Source organism: Rhodopila sp. (assembly GCF_035548095.1).
In the GTDB taxonomy this organism is placed as follows: domain Bacteria; phylum Pseudomonadota; class Alphaproteobacteria; order Acetobacterales; family Acetobacteraceae; genus Rhodopila.
On record NZ_DASZUV010000028.1, the window covers coordinates 115,066 to 133,232 of the forward strand.

An 18,167-nucleotide genomic window follows, 5' to 3' on the forward strand; every position below is an offset into this window, starting at 1 on the left:
GTCAGGCGGCGCTTTCCGTCCGCTGCGGCCCGCGGATGGCGCGCAGCAGCGCCGCCCGGCGCGGGCCGGCCTGCCCGCCCAGGGTGCCGGCCGCCAGGAAGGCGGGCCGCGCCGCCCGGACCAGATGCCGGCGCTCTGTTTGATCGCGCATCAGGCGATCGAGCACGGCATACCAGGCGGCGGGATCATTCGCGACCAGGCGCCCCGCGGGCCCATCGGCCAGCGATCCTTGGTAGACCGGGACGGCCGAGGCCAGCACCGCGACGCCCAGCGCCGTGTAGTCCAGTGCCTTCAGCGCGGATTTGCAGCGGTTGAACGGCGTATCCAGGAGCGGCGCCAGGCCGATCTGCCAGCCTGGCTGCCTGCCGCACAGCCAATCGACGAAAGCGGGATAGGAGCGGTGGCCGAACGCGGACGGGCTGACGCGCGTGATGCCCTCGGGCAAGGCATGGCCGGTCATGCCCAGCACATCGATCCGCACCATCGCGCCATATTCCCGCTTCAGGCGGGTCAGGGCCGGTGCGACCAGGTCGAAATCGTCCTTGTGGCTGGCGGTGCCCATCACCAGGATTCCGACCGGTTCGTCATGCCGGGGCACGTCCGGGATCGTCGGGCGCCAGAGACGCTCGTCCAGCGCGTTGCCGATCACCGTCACCTCCCGCCGCCGCCGGCCGATGGCTTCCGCGAGCGCCGGGGTGGATACCCAAATGATATCGGCCGCGTCCAGCGACGCCTTCACCACGGCGGCGCGCGGCCGCAACGCCTCGGCGTCCGGGTGCGACGCGGGCACGTTCAACAGGTCATCGTCCAGATCGACCACCAGCGAGGCGCCGATCCGCCTGGCGTGGGCGGCCAGCGCCTTGACCGTCCGCAGATCCGCCAGGGCGGATCGTTGCGTGATGATCACGTCGGCCTCCTGGTTCAGCACGCTGTCGGCAGTGGTGACACGGACCTGTGCGTCACCGGCGATAGCCGGGTGATGCAGCGGTTGCAGCAGGCGGATATAGGCGCACGGCGTCGGATGGCCGCGCTCATACAGCTCCGGAATGACCATGATGCGCGGACGGCCCGGCCCGGATGCCGGCGGTCGCCGCCGAGCGGGGGACGGATCGAGGTAGTCGGTCGCGTAGAAGTCGGCGACCGGGGCGCGGCGGGGCGCGGCGGGGCGTGTTCCCGCCGCGCGCAGGGCTGTCCTGATCTCCTCGAACAGGGCGAGCCAGTCGGCGGTGCGGGCCGGCACATCCCGCAGCCAGGTGAAGGGGCGGTTCTCCAGCCTTTCGGGAAACGCGCCGAGGCGTGGCGCCACGATGGCGCAGCCCTGCGCGATGGCCGCGCTCAAGGTGAAGCTGTAGGTCTCGGGCCAGGTCATCGGGAACCAGATGATATGCGGATCGGCGGCGCGGAGCAGGTCCGGCAGGTCGGCTTCCTTATAGGCGCCGGTGACGGTCATCCGCTCCAGCGCCGGGGCGGGGAACGGGCCGTCGATGTGGCCGATCAGATGCAGCGCGATCGCCGACGGATCGGCGGCTTCCGCCAGCGAGGCTACGACGCGCGCGCCCTTGTGGTCCACCAGCGTGCCGATGACGGCGACGCGCAGCGTGCGCGCCGGCCTGGGCAGGCGGATCGGCCAGGGGCCGGCCGGGACCGCCTCGTGCGGTGCCAGGACGGTGCGATCGCCCAGGCCATGACGCCGCAGACGGTCCATCACGTCGCGGCTGGGACACAGCACGCGGTCGGCCTCCAGGAACTGCCAGGCACGGTCCGCCCGCCAGGACACGATGTCGCGCGCGCCCGACGTGTCGCGATGGGCGATGCAGCGGTTGCAGTCGCCGATATCGGGTTCGCCGCAATAATGGCTGTACCGGAACGGCAGGAAATTGATCTGCGGGCAGATCGCATAATAGTCGTGAACGGTGACGTCGAACGTCACGTCCAGCTGCCGGATCAGGCGGGCCACATCCATGTCCACGCCCAGCAGGTGGTGGATATGCACGCGGGAGACAGCGAAGGTCCGCAGCAGGGCCAGCAGGTCGTCCATCCGGTCATCGGGCAGCGACACGGTGGGATGGCCCTCCAGCGCCGGCACCGACAGGGTGGCGCCACGCTGCGTCCCGGCCAGCAGCAGGAACTGCGCCCTCCCGGCCAGCCGCGCGACGATCTCCTTCAGGTGCTTCTGGATGCCGCCGCCCAGATCGTGTGACACCAGCAGGATCACCGGCAGGCCGGCGGTGCGGAACAGCGCCGCCGTCAGGGCGAAACGATAGGGTCCGATCGCGTCGCGATAGATATGACTGGCGACGTCCTTCGCATAGTGGGGGTAGCGCGTGGTCAGGACCTTCATGGCCCGGTCCGACAGCTTCGTGGCCCGGTCCGAGAAGCTGACGGATCCCGCGTGATACACGAACGTGTCGCAGGCGATCCGGTGCGTCCAGCCCTGGGCCCGGGCCCGCAGGCAGAAATCGTTCTCCTCCCCATAGCCCAGCGCGAAGGCGTCGGCGTCGAACTCACCCAGCGCGCGCAACGCCGCGCGTGGAATGTACATGCAGAAGCCGACGGTAGTCGGTGCCGGCACGGAACGGCCGGCATTCACCTGCCGGCAGAACGCATCCATCTCGGCGAGCGAGCGGCCTGGCGGCAGCGGACTGCCCGTGTCGTTCGGCCAGCCGCAGATCGTTGCGTTGTTCGACATGGGGGAGACGCTGGCGATCCCCGGCGCGGCATGGGCGTGTGCCATCAGGCGCCGCAGCCAGCCCGCCGGTACTTCCGTGTCGCTGTTCAGCAGCACCACGTCGTGATCGCCGGCTTCCTGCATGCCCCGGTTGACCGACACCACGAAGCCGCGGTTCCGCGTGTGGCGCACAAGGTGGATACGGCCGTCATCCGCCAGATGCCGCAGCCAGTCCGACAACGCCGGCTCCGGCGAGCAGTCGTCGACGACGATGATGCGTCCCATCGGCCGGTCGGGGTCCGCCAGGACGGTCGCCAGGCAACGCCTGGTCTCCTCCAGCCCGCGATAGGCCGGAATGATCACGTCGACGAAGACGCGCGCCGGCGCGGTGGGCGGCGCGGCCTGCGACGGCAGATAGTCCGCGATGTCGATCGGCTTCTCGGTCAGGTAGCCGCGCTTCCGTCCAATGGTCAGGTGGAACACCAGCGGGTTGTCACGCGCCTCGGGGTGCTGATCGACATACCAGGTCGCATCGAACCGCGGATGCGGGTTGCGCATTTCCCGCATGCCGGCGGCCAGATAGTGCAGCAGGGGGTGGATGCCGGAAGCGGCCACGTCCGGGTAATGGTCCAGGTACCAGGCGCTGTCGAAGAAAGCGTTCGGGTCACGCCTTTCCTCCAGCCCGTGGCGGACGAAGTGCAGAACGGGCGGAATGCCGACATCCACGATGTCCGGATAGCGCTGCTGGTACCAGGGGGAATCGACCAGCGCGTGCATCAGGTTGGCAATGGCGGCTTCCGACAGCTGTCCGGGCCGGCTGCTGGCGCCGATCATCGTTCAGCCGGCATCATCTGTCGAACCGAGGGGACTGGCACGCATGCTCCGCCGAGAGGAATAGAGGCCGTGGATGGATGGAAGACGATGCGGGACCATCGTCTGCACGCACTGTGCCCGGACGGCGATGTCATTTCAACCTCCGATCGTAGTGGGCGCGCTGGAATCGCGTGATACAACCGATGCTTCCCAGGCGAGGACTCCCGGGACCGGGATGTCCGGGCGTCGCGCAGGCCGATCAGCCGATCAGCAGCATGATGCTCCCCCCGGCGATCAGAAGCACGACCGGATTGATCTCGGTGAAGCTGAACAGCAGCGTGCTGACGCCGGTGACGGTCCAGGCGGTCCATTCATGCTCCGTGCCGCGCATCAGCGCCAGACCGCTGGCGAAGGTCAGGCCGACGGCCACCGGGCCCAGCGCGCGTTCCAGCACCGGCCGCCAGCGCGACCGCGCGGCGTTGTGCCAGGTGCGGGCGATGGCATGAACGGCCAGGCAGGACGGCGCGAACATCGCCAGGAAGGACACCGCCGCCCCCAGCAGGCCGGCGACCTTCAGCCCGATCAGCACGACGATCAACGAGCCGGGGCCGGGCGCGGCGCGGGAGATGGCGAACATGTCCAGGAACTGGGTGGCCGACATCCACTGGTATCTGTCCACGACCGCACGCTGCATGTCTGGAATGATACCGGCGCCGCCGCCGACGGCGAGCATGGACAGAAAGCCGAACAATGCGGCCAGGCGAAGCAGCGTGGCGATCATCGCCGGGGCAGCGCCCAGGCCGCGAACAGGCTGACCGGCAGCATCACCAGCAGGACCTGGATCAGGGGCAGGCCCAGAATGCCGATGGCGGTCGTCACCACGGCGGTGATGGCGAACGGTACCACGCCGCGCAGATTACGCCGCGCCAGGCGCACGCCGGTGCCGAGGCTGAGGCCGATCGCCACCGCGCCCATGCCGCCGAGGATGCCGCTCAGCCAGGCCATCGCGCTGTTCGACTGCGCATGCAGGTACAGCGCGCCCGCCGCCAGGATGATGGCCACCGGCAACGCCGTCAGCCCGGCGAAGGCGGCGACCGCGCCGGAAGCGCCGCGCATCAGCGTGCCGATGAACACCGCCAGGTTCACGTTGGTCGCGCCGGGAATGAGTTGCGACAGCGCGTAGCCGGACAGGAATTGCGGGTCATCCAGCCAGCCGCGCCGCTGGACCACCTCGCGCCGCGTCCAGGCGGCGAGGCCGCCGCCGAAACTCATCATCCCGATGCTCATGAAGCTCACGAACAAGGCGCCGAGGCTTGGTCGGTCTGGAGGGCTGGGCTGCATCGGGACATTCAAGCCCGTCCCGCGTAGACTGGACAGGGCAGCCGCATCAGGAGACGTCGGGATGCAATATCGATCCTTGGGGACCAGCGGGTTGAAGGTCTCGCCGCTGTGTCTTGGCACGATGATGTTTGGCGGCCCGACCGATGCGGCGACGGCGACCCGCATCGTCGACCGCGCCCGCGAGCAGGGGGTGAACTTCATCGACACCGCCGACGGCTACACGGGCGGACGGTCCGAGGAGATGGTCGGGCGGACGATCGCCGAGCACCGGTCCTGGTGGGTATTGGCGACGAAGATCGCCAATCCGACCGGGACGGGACCGAATGCCAGGGGCCTGTCGCGGCGCCACGTGCAGCACGCCGTGGAGGCCAGCCTGCGGCGGCTGAACGTGGCCGAGATCGACATCCTGTACCTGCACAAGGAGGATCACGCGACCCCGCTGGCGGAGACCGTGCACGCCCTGGCCGACCTGATCAGGGCGGGAAGGATCCGGTATTTCGGAGTGTCGAATTATCGGAGCTGGCGGGTCGCGGAGATCTGCCGGCTGTGCGATCAGGCCGGGATCGACCGGCCGGTGGCCAGCCAGCCACTCTACAACATGCTGAACCGGGAGGTGGAGACGGAGCATCTGCCCGCCTGTGGCTATTTCGGGCTGGGCGTGGTGCCATACAGCCCGCTGGCGCGCGGGGTGCTGACCGGCAAATACCAGCCGGACGTGCCGCCGCCCGCGGAGACCCGTGCCGGGCGGCAGGACCGGCGGATGCTGGAGTCGGAGTGGCGGCCCGAGAGCCTGCGGATCGCCCGTGAGATCGCGGCGCACGCCGAGGCCAGAGGGCTGACGCCGGGCCGGTTCGCCTTTGCGTGGGTGCTGCACAACCGGTTCGTGACGGCGGCGATCGGCGGCCCGCGGACCGAGGCGCAGTGGGAAGACTATGTCGGCGCCCTGTCCGTCCGGCTGGACGCGGCGGATGAAGCGCTGGTCGATCGTCTGGTCTCGCCCGGACACCCATCGACGCCGGGGTACAACGATCCGGCGTATCCGATCGAGGGGCGTGTGGCACGGTAGCCGCCACGCGGGTCGGCGGCGCGGATGGGGCTTCGTTTTCCTGGCCGGACTGGCTATGATGGGGACGTGTCTCCGTAGCTCAGCAGGATAGAGCACAGGATTCCTAATCCTGGGGCCGTGGGTTCGAATCCCGCCGGGGACGCCACTTTTCCGGGGGTTCCGTTTTCCGGAACCCGCTTTTCGTTGTCCAATTCGCTGCCCGAGTCCCGTGCTCGGACGAACGCGGGAATCAACGAGCGGGCCTGTCGCCGAAAGCGTTTTGGCCGGACGGACACGCCGTCTTCTTCCTCAGGGTCGGGCACCTGCGCTCATGGCAGCCGTTCTGCCGCGGATGGCCCGGCCTTGATGCGCTCGATGGTGATGCCCAGACCGCAGCCGCCAGACCGACGCGCCTATCCCAGCGCCAGCACGGCAAAGCTCGCCAGCCAGTGCTCCCCCATGTAGTCGCCGCCCAGATGCGGCAGGCTGGCATCGATGTGCGCCCACGCCGTGCGGTCGATTGCCGCCGGATCGGGGCAGAACGGCGCCAGGATGCGCCAGCACCATGCCCGGCTCAGGTTCAGCCCGTCCAGATGCGCGATCTTCCCGTCAGTCCGGTCGCTGACCCGGGCCGGCGCGAACAGCGTCCCCGGCTGGCACACATCCAGCCGCGGCAGAAAGCGCGCGAACCAGGTCCGGAAATCCGCGTCCGGCAGCACCTTCCGCATGCACACGGCCTCCATCAGGGCCGGCGAGAGGAAAGCGTCGCCCTCGGGTTCCCAGGCCTGGCAGTCCGCGTCGCCCGCATACCAGCGCACCGCCGTCGCCCGCAGCAGCGCCTGTAGCGCCGGATCGGGGAAGTCCAGCGCCAGCGTCGCCGCGAAGGCGGTGTTCGCGTGGGAGCCGCCGCGCACCGGATAGGTGGCCAGCGGCAGGAAGGCGCGATAGCGATCGGCGAACATCACGGCCAGGGGCCACAGCGCCGCGGTCCACATCCGCCCTTCCGGCGAGCCATGCCGGACCAGCTCGGCCGCCAGGTGCAGCAGCCAGGCCCACCCGTACGGACGTTCGAAGCCTCGGGCACCCGGGTGCGCCAGGAAGGCGCATTCGCCGGCCACCCGCTCCGGCGTCAAATGCGCGTCCAGCACCGCCCGGATCGCAGCAGCCCGCGGCATGGCCGGAAACCGCCGGTACAGATGCGCCAGCATCCAGTAGCCATGCACGCAGGAGTGCCAGTCGAAGCTGCCGTAGAACACCGGATGCAGGGCCCGTGGCGCGCGCAGATCGTCCGGTCCCGTCAGCACCTGGTCCAGCTTGTTCGGATATTCCCGCGTGACATGCCCCAAGGCGAGGCCCGCGAACCGATCGGCGAGCACCTCGGTCAGCACGCTCGTCACCCGGCTACAGCCTGTCGCCGGCGCGGCGGAACGCTTCGGCGGTCGCCAGATAGTCCTCCAGACCGCGATCCTCCGGCGCGGCCATGACGTGCTGCACGCCGGCATCGCGGTAGGCCGCCAGCGTGTCGCGCATGCCGCCGACATTGGCCGCGTTGCAGCTCACGCGCAGGGAGATCGTGAAGCCAGGCTCCGGCCGCTCCGCCCGCAGCCGCCGTACCAGGGCGGCCGCCTTGTCCGGCGGCACCCGCGATCCGTGCCATCCGTCCTGCCGCAGGGCTCGGCGCAAGGCGGCGTCGGAGCCGCCGCCGATCCAGATCGGGATCGGCACGACCGGAAGCGGCTGGCTGCGCATCGTGTCGATCCTGGCCGGTATCCATCTGGCCTCGAAGGTGACCGGGTCATCCGACCACACCGCGCGCATCATCGCGATGCCCTCATCCATGCGCCGGCCGCGCTGCTGGAACGGCACGCCCAGAGCGTCGAACTCCGCCTCCAGCCAGCCGACGCCGGCACCCAGGATCAGGCGGCCCTGGGACAGATTCTGCAGCGTCGCCAGCTCCTTCGCCAGCGGCAGCGGGTGGCGCAGCGGCAGGACCAGGACCGACGTGCCCAGCCGCACCCGGCTTGTCACCGCCGCCGCCCAGGTGAGCGTCACCACCGGGTCCCAGAAATTCGGTGACGGCGGATAGGGACTGCTCTGCGGCACGATGATGTGCTCGCTGACCCAGACATCGTCGAAGCCCAGCTGCTCGGCCTGGATCGCGGCACGCCGGATCGACTCCGGCCCCGCCTTGCGGCCGATATGCGGCAGGTGAATGCCCAGTTGCATGTGCGGCGTCCTCCCAACGGACGGTGGCGACGATGGCGCCGCGAACCGCGGAATCGGTCCCGGCGCATCCCCCGCAGCCTGACGCGCCGGTGCCACGCCGTCCAGCCAAAGCGGCATCCGAGCCGGTCGGGCCTTGCACGCCTCGCCATCTGTGCGTCACCTTCCGCCCCCCGCCACCAGACAGAGTCGCCCCGATTCCCACCTCAGAGCACGCGAGACCCAAGCGGAAGCCGGCCCGCCCGCCGGCTCGGCCCGGCGCCACCCCGCGCCGCGATGCCCCTTTGCCCGAGGCCCCGCTGCTGGACGTTCCCCAGCCGAAGGCTCCCCAGGTGGAGGCTCCCCAGGTGGAGGCTCCCCAGGCGGAGGCTACCCTGGCGGAGGCTCCCCAGGCGGACGCCCCGCAAATGGCCGCTTCGCTGGCGGACTCTTCGCTGGCGGATTTGCGCCTGGCTGATACCCCGGCGCCCGCCTTTGCCCCGCTGAAGACGGAACGGCTGACGCTGCGCCCCTTGCTGGCATCCGACGCCGCCGCCATGCACAGGCTTGTCAATGACTGGGAAGTGACGCGCACCCTGGCGGAGCTCCCCTACCCCTATCCCCGCGAACTCGCCGATGACTGGATCGGCGTGACACGCAAGCAGATCGATGACGGCCATGCCTACCACCTGGCGATCACCGGCCACGAAGGGGAAAAGGAGACGCTGGTGGGCGTCGTCGGCCTGACACTGGACCGGGCGGCGCGCACCGGGCGCCTGGGCTACTGGGTCGGCAAGGCGTTCTGGGGGCATGGCGTCGCCACCGAGGCTGCCGGACGATTGACCCGCTGGGGTTTTGCCAACCTGACGCTGGATCGGATCAGGGCCGAGGTGACGCCGGCCAACCTCGCGTCATGCGCCGTGCTGCGGCGCATCGGCTTCCGCCAGACCGGCACCGCCGTGCGGCATTTCACCACCTCGGGTTCCGATCACGAGGTGCTGGTGTTCGAGGCGACGCGCGACGATGTGTTCGGCCGCCCCACTGCGCCGCCAGCCGTGGACGGGCAGAAACCGCTGGTGCTGGTGGTGGCCTGCGCGCTGGTCGATACCGATGGTCGGGTGCTGCTGGCGCGCCGCCCCGAGGGCAAGACGATGGCGGGACTGTGGGAATTCCCCGGCGGCAAGGTCAATGCCGGCGAGACGCCCGAAGCCGCGCTGATCCGCGAGTTGAAGGAGGAAATCGGCATCGACGTCGCGGCCGCCTGCCTTGCCCCGTTCGCGTTTGCCTCGCACGCCTACGAGGGGTTTCATCTGCTGATGCCGCTGTTCATCTGCCGCCGCTGGAAGGGTGTCCCGAGGCCGCGCGAAAACCAGACCCTGGCCTGGGTGCGCGCGACGAAGCTGACGGAGTACGAGATGCCGCCCGCGGACAAGCCGCTGATCCCGCTGCTGCGCGATTTCCTGTAGGGGAGCTGAGACATCCATGGCCGCGAAGAATCCGACCGCTTGCCTGCTGGTGATCGGCAATGAGGTCCTGTCGGGCCGCACCCGTGACGCCAATATCCAGTTCCTGGCCACCGGCCTGGGCAATCTGGGCATCCCGCTGCGGGAAGTCCGCGTCATCCCCGACGTAGCCGAAACGATCATCAGCACGGTGAACGAGGTCAGGCCGAAATTCGACTATGTCTTCACCACCGGCGGCATCGGGCCGACGCATGACGACATCACCAGCGAATGCGTCGCCGCCGCGTTCGGCGTGGCGTGGGAGCCACATCCGATCGCCTGGCCGCGCATGGAGGCGGCGTTCAAGCCCGGTGACTTCAATGCGGCTCGGCAACGAATGGCGACGATGCCGCGCGGCGCCACGCTGATCGAGAACAGCATGAGCGTGGCGCCCGGCTTCCAGATCGGCAACGTCTACGTCATGGCCGGGGTGCCGAAGATCATGCAGTCGATGTTCGAATGGCTCGCCCCGCGCCTGGAAGGCGGCCAGAAGATCGAGATGCGGTCGGTGCATGCGCTGGGCCTGCCCGAGGGCGTCATCGCGGAAGGCCTGGGTGAAGTGCAGAAGCGCTTCCCCGATCTGGATATCGGCAGCTACCCGTTCTATCGCGCCAGCGGCAACGGCGTGGCACTGGTGGCGAAAGGCCCCGACGCCAAGGCGGCCGAGGCGGCGATCGCCGAGATCACCCGGCTGATCGAAAGTTTCGGCAGGCAACCGATCCCGGGGGAACCACCGGATCTGTGAAAGCGGACCGGTGCCATTCCGCCGCCTGCCGGAAGGCGCCGGCGGCTGGCACCGGCGCCTTCCGCATGAGCGCCGTCATGCCTCCGGCGTCACCCCCAGGATGCGGGAGAAACGGTCGCGATAGACCGGCCAGACCTCGGGGTTGAGCAGCCGGGGCGGCTTCCTGCCATCCAGGATGTCCAGCATCTGCTCCGCCGCGATCCTGGCGATGTTGTGGCGCGACTGGCGGGTGATGCCGGCATTGTGCGGGCTGGCGACCACGTTATCGAACCGCAGCAACGGATGATCGGACGGTGGCGGCTCGTCCTCCCACACATCCAGTCCGGCGCCGGCGAGTTGCTTCGCCGTCAGCGCCTGCGCCAGCGCCGCCTCGTCATGGATGCCGCCGCGCGCGGTGTTGATGAAATAGGCGTGGCTCCGCATCGCCGCGAACTGCGGCGCGCCGATCATGCCGCGCGTCTCGGCGGTATGCGGACAGTTGATGGAGACGTAGTCGGCCTGACGCAACAGGTCATCCAGCGTCGCGACCTTCTCGGCCCCCTTGGCGGCGATCTGTTCCGCTGTCAGATAGGGATCGAAGGCCAGCACGCGCATGCCGAACAGGCCGCAGCACAGCTCCGCGACCCGGCCGCCGACATGGCCGATGCCGACGATGCCGATGGTACGTCCCTGTACATCGTCGCCCATGAAGTCCGGACGCTTGTAGTCCGAGCTGCGACGCATCGCCTTGTCGGCCATGGGGATGCGCTTCGACAGCGTCAGCATCAGCGCCATCACGTGCTCGGCGACGCCTTCCTTGTTGCCGCCGGCCTGGTTCACCACCGCGACACCCGCCGCGGTCGCGTCGGCCAGGCTGACCGTGTCGAACCCCGCCCCGTTCGTCGACAGCACCAGCAGGTTCGGGCAACGTGCCAGCAGTGGCGCATAGCCTTGGAATGGCATCGCCAGCTCCTGTCGGCTGCTGCCGATCTGATAGGCGTGCGCCTGCGCCAGGACCGGTTCCACCGCGGCTTCGGGGCTGTCATTCTCCAGCCTGTCCACCTGGATGTCCGGACGCTTCGCCAGGATCTCCAGATAGACGGGAGCCGAGACATTGTTCACGTAGAATACGCGCTTGGTATTCGGCGCCATTGGCGGGCTTTCCTCCGAGGATTAGGGTTGGCTCCTTAACCCGCGCACCACCGCGGGGCAAATCCACCAAGGGGAAGCCGTCATGAGCCTGTCCGGTAAAGTCGTTTTGGTCACCGGCGCCGCCCGCGGCCTGGGATTGGAGTATGCGCGCGGCCTGGGGGCCGCGGGGGCACATGTGATCGCCGGCGACCTGGCGGATTGTTCGGCCGCCGCCGCCGCGGCTGGCAACGGCGCCACCGGCGTGAGGCTGGATGTCACCGACATGGCGTCCTGCCAGGCGATGGCGGCACTGGCGCTGGACCGTTTCGGCCGCATCGACGGGCTGATCAACAATGCCGCGCTGTATGGCTCGCTGCGTGGCGGACGCTTCAACCAGATCGCCGAGGCGGACTGGGACGCGACCATGGCGGTGAACGTCAAGGGCATCTGGAACTGTTGCAAGGCGGTGGTGGAGGGGATGCGCCAGGGCGGTGCGGGCTCGATCGTCAATATCGCCTCGCTGGCGGCGACCTACGGCATGCCGTTCGCGCTGCATTACACGACGTCGAAGGCCGCGGTGATCGGCCTGACCCGCGGCCTCGCGCGGGAGCTGGGCCGCGACAACATCCGCGTCAATGCCGTCGCCCCCAGCGCCGTCACCACCGAGGGCACGGCGGAGTTCTTCGGCGACAAGCTGGATCGCGGCCTGGAGGTGATCCGCACCGGTCAGTCGATCCAGCGCACGCTGGAGCCGGCGGATCTGGTGGGCACCATTCTATGGCTGATCGGCGATGGCAGCCGCTTCGTGACCGGCCAGACCATCGCCGTCGATGGCGGGACGGTTCTGCTGTAGCCGCGGCGGCGTCAGCCGGCGAAGCCCTGCATCGCCAGCCCCACCCAGCGCCGACCGGGCGCCGCCAATGCGCCATCCGGCATGCGCAGGTCGGACCCGCCGCGGCCGGAGAACAATGTGCCGCCGCGCGTCAGGTACGCCCACACCGCCGGCTGCTCGTTTGCCGCGCCGGCCAGCATCGTATCCAGGTGCGCCAGCACCGGCTGCCGTTTTCCGTGATACTCGACCAGCGGACCCAGCGGCCGGAACCGCAGCCCGTCGCCGCGCAGCAGGCGCAGCAGGGTCGGCTGCATGATCGCCAGCCAGTGGGTATGGCCGGCCTCGGCGCTCATCCACAGCGCTCCCTGCAACAAGGCAAGACGCAGCAGGCCGGCCATGTCGGGATCGGTCTCCCGGATCGCCGCCACATGCTGCTTGGACAGGGCGAAGCGCGATACCTCGCCGGTACGGACCCGCGGAAATCCGTCCAGGATCAAGTCGGAACAGGCCTGCTCGATCGGAAAATCGTCCTCACCCTCATCGGTCTGTGGCAGCACCAGGCGGATGGTGCCGATCGCCTGGCCAGTGGGGCGCCAGCGGATCAGGGCATGCCGCGCATGGGAGTCGAATTCATCCGTCTCCAGGCCGCCGACACCTTGCAGGAACGCGTGATCCTGACAGTAGACCTGGTGGCGGAGCCGATATGCCTCTTGCAGCGCCGCGGCCGTGTCCGCCAATTCGACTGAAATATCCTGCGTCAACCGATCGATGGCGTCCCGCAGTGCCGTCTTGTCCATAATGCACCTGTCAAATGTCCGGGCGTCGCCGGGTATGGCGGCGGATGAAACGAGACCCGCGGAACGGGCAGTGAAGATCAAACGGCGTTGACGACCCGGGAAACCTGGGACACCGCGTGGATGGCGGGAAACCGTGATCCCGCGGCGACAGATAATTATCCTATCTCATGCCATAACGCAACATGAAAAGGAATTTTTACTGATCCTGGCGTGGCTGATGCCCATCCCAGGGGGCCATCGCAGCCGCGACGGCGGGTGCCGCCTGCGGTGCCGGTCCCCAGAGTGCAGCGGCTCCAGAGTGCGGCGGCTCCAGAGTGCGGCCGCAGAGTGGAGCGGCCACAGAGAGTGGAGCGGCCGCCGCGACCGCCCTGGAACCGGCTTGTGCAGCCGATGCAGGGCGGCCTGGCTGGTGGGGATGCGAGCGCGCGATCGCCTGAAGCCGGCGGTGAGAAAACGTGAATCACGCTTCTGAATCAAAGAGCATGGCAGGGTCAACCCGACCCTGCCATGCTTCTTAGGGCAGTTCGCCGCCGCCCTGGTATCGCCGCCAGGCGCTCATCTGCAGGGCCGAGGTCAGGCAGTGCACCACCACGGGCTTCGTCTTCACCGCGAAGGCTTTCGCAATGCCGCCGGCAATCTCCGATTCCTCGCGGATCGTAATCCCTTCCGCCCCGAAGGACCGGCCCCAGGCGGCGAAGTCCGGGTTGGTCAGCCGGGTGGCGTCCATGAATTTCCGTTCCGGATAGCGCACATAGCTGTGCATGCCGATCGTGCCGTACATGGAATTGTCCGAGATGATGACGATCGGATTGCCGCCATACTGGCAGGCGGTCGCGATCTCGTTGCCCATCATCAGCGCGCCACCGTCGCCCATGAAGGCGACCACTTGCCGGCCCGGCCGGCGCAGGCAGCCGGCAACGGCCATCGGCATGCCGGACCCCATGGCGCCGACCACCGATGATAGAAATTCCTGGCCCGGACGGAAATTGATGTAGCGGTGCAGGTAGGACCCGAAATTGCCGGCATCCGAGGTGATCACCGCGTCGTCGGCCAGGTGCTTGTCGATCTCACAGACGATGGCGGCGAAGTTGATGCCGTCGGTGGTCGGCTCCCAGGTCTTCTCCAGCAGCGACAGATGGATTTTGTGCAGCCCGTCCACCCAGCCCCGGCGCTTCGCGGCATCGGCCGGCGCCGGCAGCGCCAACAACCCCTTCAGGACCTCATGCGGGTCGCACGGCATGCCCAGGTCGACGCGCCATACCCGCCCGACCTCATTCGGGTCGGGCCATACATGCACCAGCGGCAATTGCGGCTGCGGCGCGGCGGGGAAGCTGTAGGACTGGCTGACCGTATCGGTCAGCCGTTCCCCCAGCGCGACGATCAAGTCTGCCTTCCTCATTTCGGAAATCAGCGCCGGCGGCACGCGGATGCCCATGTAGCCGCCATAGTTCGGATGCCGCGTGTCGAACAGCTGCGGCCGGCGATGCGTGGGGTTGATCGGCACCACCCAGGTCTCCGAGAACCGGCGCAGGTCCTCATACACAGCCTTGTCGTGCAGGCTGTCGGCCAGCAGCGCGCCACCGCACAGGATCAACGGCCGCTCCGCCTTCGCCAGCATCGCCGCAAGCTGCTGCAGGTCCTGCGGCCGGGGGCCCGCCACCACGCGCGGCCGCGGCTGGTTCAGTTCCGCGTCGGTGGCCTCGTCGAAGATATCCTCGGGCAGCACCACCGCCACCGGGCCGGGCGTGCCGCTCTCGGCGACATGGAAGGCGCGCGCGATCGCCTCGGAGGCCATTTCCGGCTCATTCACCTCGATCACGCTCTTGGTGATGTCGGACAGCAGCTTGGAATAATTCTGCTCCTGCAACGCCAGCCGGCCGAAATCCTTGCGCTCCACCTGGCCGATCATCATCACCATCGGGGTGGCATCGTGGTAGGCCGAGTGCAGCGACACCATCGCGTTTGCCAGCCCTGGCCCGCGCGAGACGATGCAGACCCCCGCCCGGTTGCGCAGACGTCCGTCCGCCGCGGCCATGAACCCGGCGCCGCCTTCATGCCGGCAGACGATCATGCGGATGGAATTCCGCTCCGTCAGCACGCTGGTCAGGCCGACATAGCTCTCACCCGGCACGCAGAAGATCTGGTCGACGTCATGTGCTTCCAGGCTGTCCGCCAGCAGGCGGGCGACGGTGGTCGTCATCTTGGCTCGTTCTCCCGATTTTTCGCGTGGCGCAAACCTTAGGCGCGGCAAGATTGCGTGACCAGAGGCGGGCGGCGGTGCTAGACGCCCCGGCATGCTCAGACGCCTCTACGACCGGCTGCTCAGGCTGGCCGCTTCCCCGGCCGCACCGTGGTGGCTCGCCCTGGTCTCCTTTGCCGAGGCCAGCTTCTTTCCGATACCGCCGGACGTGATGCTGATCCCGATGGCATTGGCGAGGCCGCGCGCCGCATGGGTATTCGCGGCCATATGCACCGCCGCCAGCGTGGCTGGCGGCGCATGCGGGTATCTGATCGGTGACGCCGTCTTCGAGCAGATCGCCCGGCCGATCCTGGCGCTGTACGGCTACGGACCGGCCTATGCGGCGTTCGCCGCGAAGTTCCAGGAATACGGTGTCTGGATCGTGTTGATCAAAGGCCTGACGCCGATCCCATACAAGATCGTGACGATCGCCGCCGGTGCCGCGCAGATGGCCTTCTGGCCTTTCATGCTGGCCAGCCTGATCACCCGCGGGACCCGGTTCTTCCTGGTCGCGGCATTGCTGCATTACCTCGGCGATCCGGTGCGGGATTTCATCGAACGGCGGCTGACATTGGTGACCAGCGCCGTCGCGGCCGGCGTGGTCGGCGGGTTCCTGGTCCTGAAGGTGTTCTGACCGCCGGGTGTTCAGACCGGTGTTCAGACCGGTGTTCAGACCGGCAGTCCGGACGCGGGTGTCCCGGGGGTGGGTGTCCCGGGTGTCCCGGGGTGGGTGTCCCGGGGTGGGTGTTCGAGCCGAGCGCTCAGGTCGGCATGATTTGCCGGGTTGTTTGTGCCTCTCGGCAGAACGTGCCGGGTGACGGGCAGGAAATGCCAGGCCGCCGGAGCCATCGGCAAGGAATGCCCAGTCGCCGCCAGCACCGCCCGGCCGATGCGGCGCTAGACGGACATTCGTACTCAGATCATTCTTTATCAATCCATTGCATCCGGACCGCGCGGGGATGGTTGCCGATGTCGCACAACGCGATGCCGGCGACGGCCGAGCTCCGGCAACGTACTGGCACATCGCTTGCGATCTGCCCGGCGGTATCGCCCGACGGTATCACCTGACGGTATCACCTTGGCCCTCAGCGAGACGTGCCATGTCCACCACGATCGGAGCCATCGCCTCAGCCCTCCCCGCCACGCCGGTGACCATCGGCGCCACCGCGACAACGCCCGGCAACGCCGCTCGTGAGCGAGGTCATCTGGACGACAGCGGCGGTCCGGCGGGCGGCGACAACGATCCTGGCGCCGACGGCGTCGGCATCGTCCCGGCGCCGATCCAGCCACTGTCCAACCGCATGCTGGCCGTGTTCATGCAGCAGGATATCGAACTGCACGGCTCGATGGTCGGCTGAGCGCGGCCCATCGGCGGCACGACAGGCGGCGCTCACGGGCACCGTCACGGGCGCCCTCACGGCGGCCAGCAGGATCGTTGCGCCAGGCAGGCGATGAAATCTCCCAGCTTGACGGTCAGATATGTGTGCCACGCATCGCTGAGGCCTCGCCGCAGCCAAAAATATTCTATTTAATCGGCCCATCATCGAAAGGAACGTCTCTTGATCGGGCCCCGCCTGGCGAAAGCCTGCTCCCACCGGTTCCATTATGCCTGGATCACCCTGGTCGTGGTCTTCTGCGCCATGCTCGCCGGCGTCGGTGTGCGCGCCGCGCCGGGGGTGATGATCACGCCGCTGGAAAAGGCGTTCGGCTGGGACGTGTCCACGATTTCCGCCGCCATCTCCATCAACATCATCCTGCTGGGGGCCACCGGGCCGTTCCTGACCGGCCTGATGCAGGTGATCGGCCTGAAGCGCACCATGCTGGGCTGTTTCGTGATTCTGATGACCGGTACCGGCCTGTCCTATTTCATGCACGCGCCGTGGCAGCTGTTCCTGACCTGGGGTTTCATGGTCGGCATCGGCAGCGGCGCCGGCGCGGTCGGCTTCGCCGGCGCCGTCGCCAACCGCTGGTTCGCCCAGCGGGCCGGCCTGGCCATGGGATTGCTGACATCGGCCAACGCGGCCGGCCAGCTCATTTTCCTGCCGATCCTGGCGCTGCTGGTGGACCGTTATGGCTGGCAGGGCGTCTCCCTCGGCCTGACGGTCACCATCGCGGCCGTCATCCCGATGGTCATGGTCCTGCTGCCGGAATCGCCGGCTGCGATCGGCATTCCGGCCTACGGCGCCACCACCGTCGCGGCGCCGCAGATGTCGTCCGGCAGCAACCCTTTCTCGGTGGCGTTCACCTGCCTGGCCAGGGCGTCGCGGTCGATGGATTTCTGGCTGCTGTGCCTGACCTTCGGCATCTGCGGCCTGTCCACCAACGGGCTGATCAACACACACCTGATCCCCTATTGCAGCGACATGGGAATCCCGCAGCTCCAGGGCGCGTCCATCCTGGCGGTGATCGGCATGTTCAGCCTGATCGGCTCCACCGCGTCGGGCTGGCTGTGCGACCGCTACAGCCCGCGCATCCTGCTGTTCTGGTACTACAGCCTGCGCGGCCTGTCGCTGGTGCTGATACCGTTCAGCAATTTCGACGCCGTGTCATTGTCGGTGTTTTCGGTCTTCTACGGCCTGGACTGGGTCGCCACCGGGCCGGCCACCTTCGCCCTGACCAATGAGGTGTTCGGCCGCCGCGACGCACCGGTCATCGTGTCGTGGATCTTCGCCGCGCACCAGATCGGCGGGGCGATCGCGGCGTTTGGCGGCGGCGCGATCCGCAGCCTGTCCGGCAGCTACATGATGGCGTTCGTCGCCAGCGGCGCCGCCTGTCTGATGGCGTCGCTGCTGGTCATGCGCATCACGCCACGCGGCAAGCTGGTGACGGCCATCGCCGAATAGGCCTATGACGCGCAGCCGACATCACAGGAC

At 68.3% G+C, this 18,167-nt stretch carries 15 protein-coding genes and 1 tRNA gene; 8 read left to right on the forward strand and 8 right to left on the reverse strand.

The features are described 5' to 3' along the window. Position 1: 1 nt before the first annotated feature. From VHC04_RS19820 to VHC04_RS19830, 3 genes are all read right to left on the reverse strand, one after another. Positions 2-3,502 (reverse strand): glycosyltransferase, encoded by a 3,501-nt coding sequence (locus tag VHC04_RS19820; protein ID WP_325684461.1) that lies wholly within the window; start codon positions 3,500-3,502, stop codon positions 2-4. 238 nt (positions 3,503-3,740) lie between these two features. After that, positions 3,741-4,262: a chromate transporter gene (locus VHC04_RS19825; RefSeq protein WP_325684462.1), complete on the reverse strand. Its 522-nt coding sequence runs from the start codon at positions 4,260-4,262 to the stop codon at positions 3,741-3,743. Then, positions 4,259-4,987, reverse strand: coding sequence for a chromate transporter (locus VHC04_RS19830; RefSeq protein WP_325684463.1), 729 nt, complete (start codon positions 4,985-4,987; stop codon positions 4,259-4,261). Before VHC04_RS19830 ends, VHC04_RS19825 begins: the two co-directional genes overlap by 4 nt. Here VHC04_RS19830 and VHC04_RS19835 point away from each other — a divergent pair. Both VHC04_RS19835 and VHC04_RS19840 read left to right on the forward strand, forming a co-directional pair. Further along, entirely contained in the window at positions 4,884-5,888 is a 1,005-nt protein-coding gene (locus tag VHC04_RS19835; RefSeq protein WP_325684464.1) for an aldo/keto reductase, read from the forward strand. The genes VHC04_RS19830 and VHC04_RS19835 overlap by 104 nt on opposite strands. Before the next feature lie 68 nt (positions 5,889-5,956). Next, positions 5,957-6,033 (forward strand) — tRNA-Arg (locus VHC04_RS19840). A gap of 247 nt (positions 6,034-6,280) precedes the next feature. Here the strand turns inward: VHC04_RS19840 and VHC04_RS19845 are convergent. Both VHC04_RS19845 and VHC04_RS19850 read right to left on the reverse strand, forming a co-directional pair. Further along, on the reverse strand, positions 6,281-7,264 hold the full coding sequence (locus tag VHC04_RS19845) for a DUF2891 domain-containing protein (protein WP_325684465.1): 984 nt from the start codon (positions 7,262-7,264) through the stop codon (positions 6,281-6,283). A 4-nt stretch (positions 7,265-7,268) separates the two neighbouring features. Continuing rightward, entirely contained in the window at positions 7,269-8,093 is an 825-nt protein-coding gene (locus tag VHC04_RS19850; protein WP_325684466.1) for a TIGR03619 family F420-dependent LLM class oxidoreductase, read from the reverse strand. A gap of 281 nt (positions 8,094-8,374) precedes the next feature. Here VHC04_RS19850 and VHC04_RS19855 point away from each other — a divergent pair, with 281 nt between their 5' ends. Together VHC04_RS19855 and VHC04_RS19860 are read left to right on the forward strand one after the other, a co-directional pair. Further along, positions 8,375-9,535, forward strand: a complete 1,161-nt coding sequence (locus tag VHC04_RS19855) for a bifunctional GNAT family N-acetyltransferase/(deoxy)nucleoside triphosphate pyrophosphohydrolase (RefSeq protein ID WP_325684467.1) — start codon at positions 8,375-8,377, stop codon at positions 9,533-9,535. 16 nt (positions 9,536-9,551) lie between these two features. Next, the gene (locus VHC04_RS19860) at positions 9,552-10,316 is read left to right on the forward strand and encodes a competence/damage-inducible protein A (RefSeq protein WP_325684468.1); all 765 of its coding nucleotides are present in this window, start codon (positions 9,552-9,554) and stop codon (positions 10,314-10,316) included. 75 nt (positions 10,317-10,391) lie between these two features. On the opposite strand, the gene VHC04_RS19865 is transcribed toward VHC04_RS19860, so the two are convergent. Further along, a complete protein-coding gene (locus VHC04_RS19865) occupies positions 10,392-11,447 on the reverse strand; it encodes a hydroxyacid dehydrogenase (RefSeq protein ID WP_325684469.1) in 1,056 nt (351 codons plus the stop codon). An 82-nt stretch (positions 11,448-11,529) separates the two neighbouring features. Here VHC04_RS19865 and VHC04_RS19870 point away from each other — a divergent pair, with 82 nt between their 5' ends. Continuing rightward, a complete protein-coding gene (locus VHC04_RS19870; RefSeq protein ID WP_325684470.1) occupies positions 11,530-12,279 on the forward strand; it encodes an SDR family NAD(P)-dependent oxidoreductase in 750 nt (249 codons plus the stop codon). A gap of 11 nt (positions 12,280-12,290) precedes the next feature. Here the strand turns inward: VHC04_RS19870 and VHC04_RS19875 are convergent, their stop codons facing one another. Together VHC04_RS19875 and VHC04_RS19880 are read right to left on the reverse strand one after the other, a co-directional pair. Further along, complete coding sequence (locus VHC04_RS19875; protein ID WP_325684471.1) at positions 12,291-13,055, reverse strand: PEP-CTERM/exosortase system-associated acyltransferase; 765 nt, start codon at positions 13,053-13,055, stop codon at positions 12,291-12,293. A 514-nt stretch (positions 13,056-13,569) separates the two neighbouring features. Continuing rightward, positions 13,570-15,255, reverse strand: coding sequence for a thiamine pyrophosphate-dependent enzyme (locus VHC04_RS19880; RefSeq protein ID WP_325684472.1), 1,686 nt, complete (start codon positions 15,253-15,255; stop codon positions 13,570-13,572). Positions 15,256-15,349: 94 nt separating this feature from the next. Between VHC04_RS19880 and VHC04_RS19885 the strand changes: the two genes are divergently transcribed. From VHC04_RS19885 to VHC04_RS19895, 3 genes are all read left to right on the forward strand, one after another. Next, a complete protein-coding gene (locus tag VHC04_RS19885) occupies positions 15,350-15,928 on the forward strand; it encodes a YqaA family protein (protein WP_325684473.1) in 579 nt (192 codons plus the stop codon). A 466-nt stretch (positions 15,929-16,394) separates the two neighbouring features. Next, positions 16,395-16,652 carry a hypothetical protein gene (locus tag VHC04_RS19890; protein WP_325684474.1) on the forward strand — a complete coding sequence of 86 codons (258 nt, stop codon included), beginning with the start codon at positions 16,395-16,397 and terminating at the stop codon, positions 16,650-16,652. A gap of 201 nt (positions 16,653-16,853) precedes the next feature. After that, positions 16,854-18,137, forward strand: a complete 1,284-nt coding sequence (locus VHC04_RS19895; protein ID WP_325684475.1) for an MFS transporter — start codon at positions 16,854-16,856, stop codon at positions 18,135-18,137. Positions 18,138-18,167: the final 30 nt, after the last annotated feature.

Excerpts from the sequence above, each read along its gene's own strand:
- VHC04_RS19880 (WP_325684472.1), bottom strand. The coding sequence starts at position 15,255 with ATGACGACCACCGTCGCCCGCCTGCTGGCGGACAGCCTGGAAGCACAT.
- VHC04_RS19820 (WP_325684461.1), bottom strand. The coding sequence starts at position 3,502 with ATGATCGGCGCCAGCAGCCGGCCCGGACAGCTGTCGGAAGCCGCCATT.
- VHC04_RS19830 (WP_325684463.1), bottom strand. The coding sequence starts at position 4,987 with ATGCGGGTCGCCGTCGCCGCATCGGTCGGGCCGCCAAACATCATCGTG.
- VHC04_RS19825 (WP_325684462.1), bottom strand. The coding sequence starts at position 4,262 with ATGATCGCCACGCTGCTTCGCCTGGCCGCATTGTTCGGCTTTCTGTCC.
- VHC04_RS19875 (WP_325684471.1), bottom strand. The coding sequence starts at position 13,055 with ATGGACAAGACGGCACTGCGGGACGCCATCGATCGGTTGACGCAGGAT.
- VHC04_RS19870 (WP_325684470.1), top strand. The coding sequence starts at position 11,530 with ATGAGCCTGTCCGGTAAAGTCGTTTTGGTCACCGGCGCCGCCCGCGGC.
- VHC04_RS19860 (WP_325684468.1), top strand. The coding sequence starts at position 9,552 with ATGGCCGCGAAGAATCCGACCGCTTGCCTGCTGGTGATCGGCAATGAG.
- VHC04_RS19850 (WP_325684466.1), bottom strand. The coding sequence starts at position 8,093 with ATGCAACTGGGCATTCACCTGCCGCATATCGGCCGCAAGGCGGGGCCG.
- VHC04_RS19865 (WP_325684469.1), bottom strand. The coding sequence starts at position 11,447 with ATGGCGCCGAATACCAAGCGCGTATTCTACGTGAACAATGTCTCGGCT.
- VHC04_RS19890 (WP_325684474.1), top strand. The coding sequence starts at position 16,395 with ATGTCCACCACGATCGGAGCCATCGCCTCAGCCCTCCCCGCCACGCCG.
- VHC04_RS19835 (WP_325684464.1), top strand. The coding sequence starts at position 4,884 with ATGCAATATCGATCCTTGGGGACCAGCGGGTTGAAGGTCTCGCCGCTG.
- VHC04_RS19885 (WP_325684473.1), top strand. The coding sequence starts at position 15,350 with ATGCTCAGACGCCTCTACGACCGGCTGCTCAGGCTGGCCGCTTCCCCG.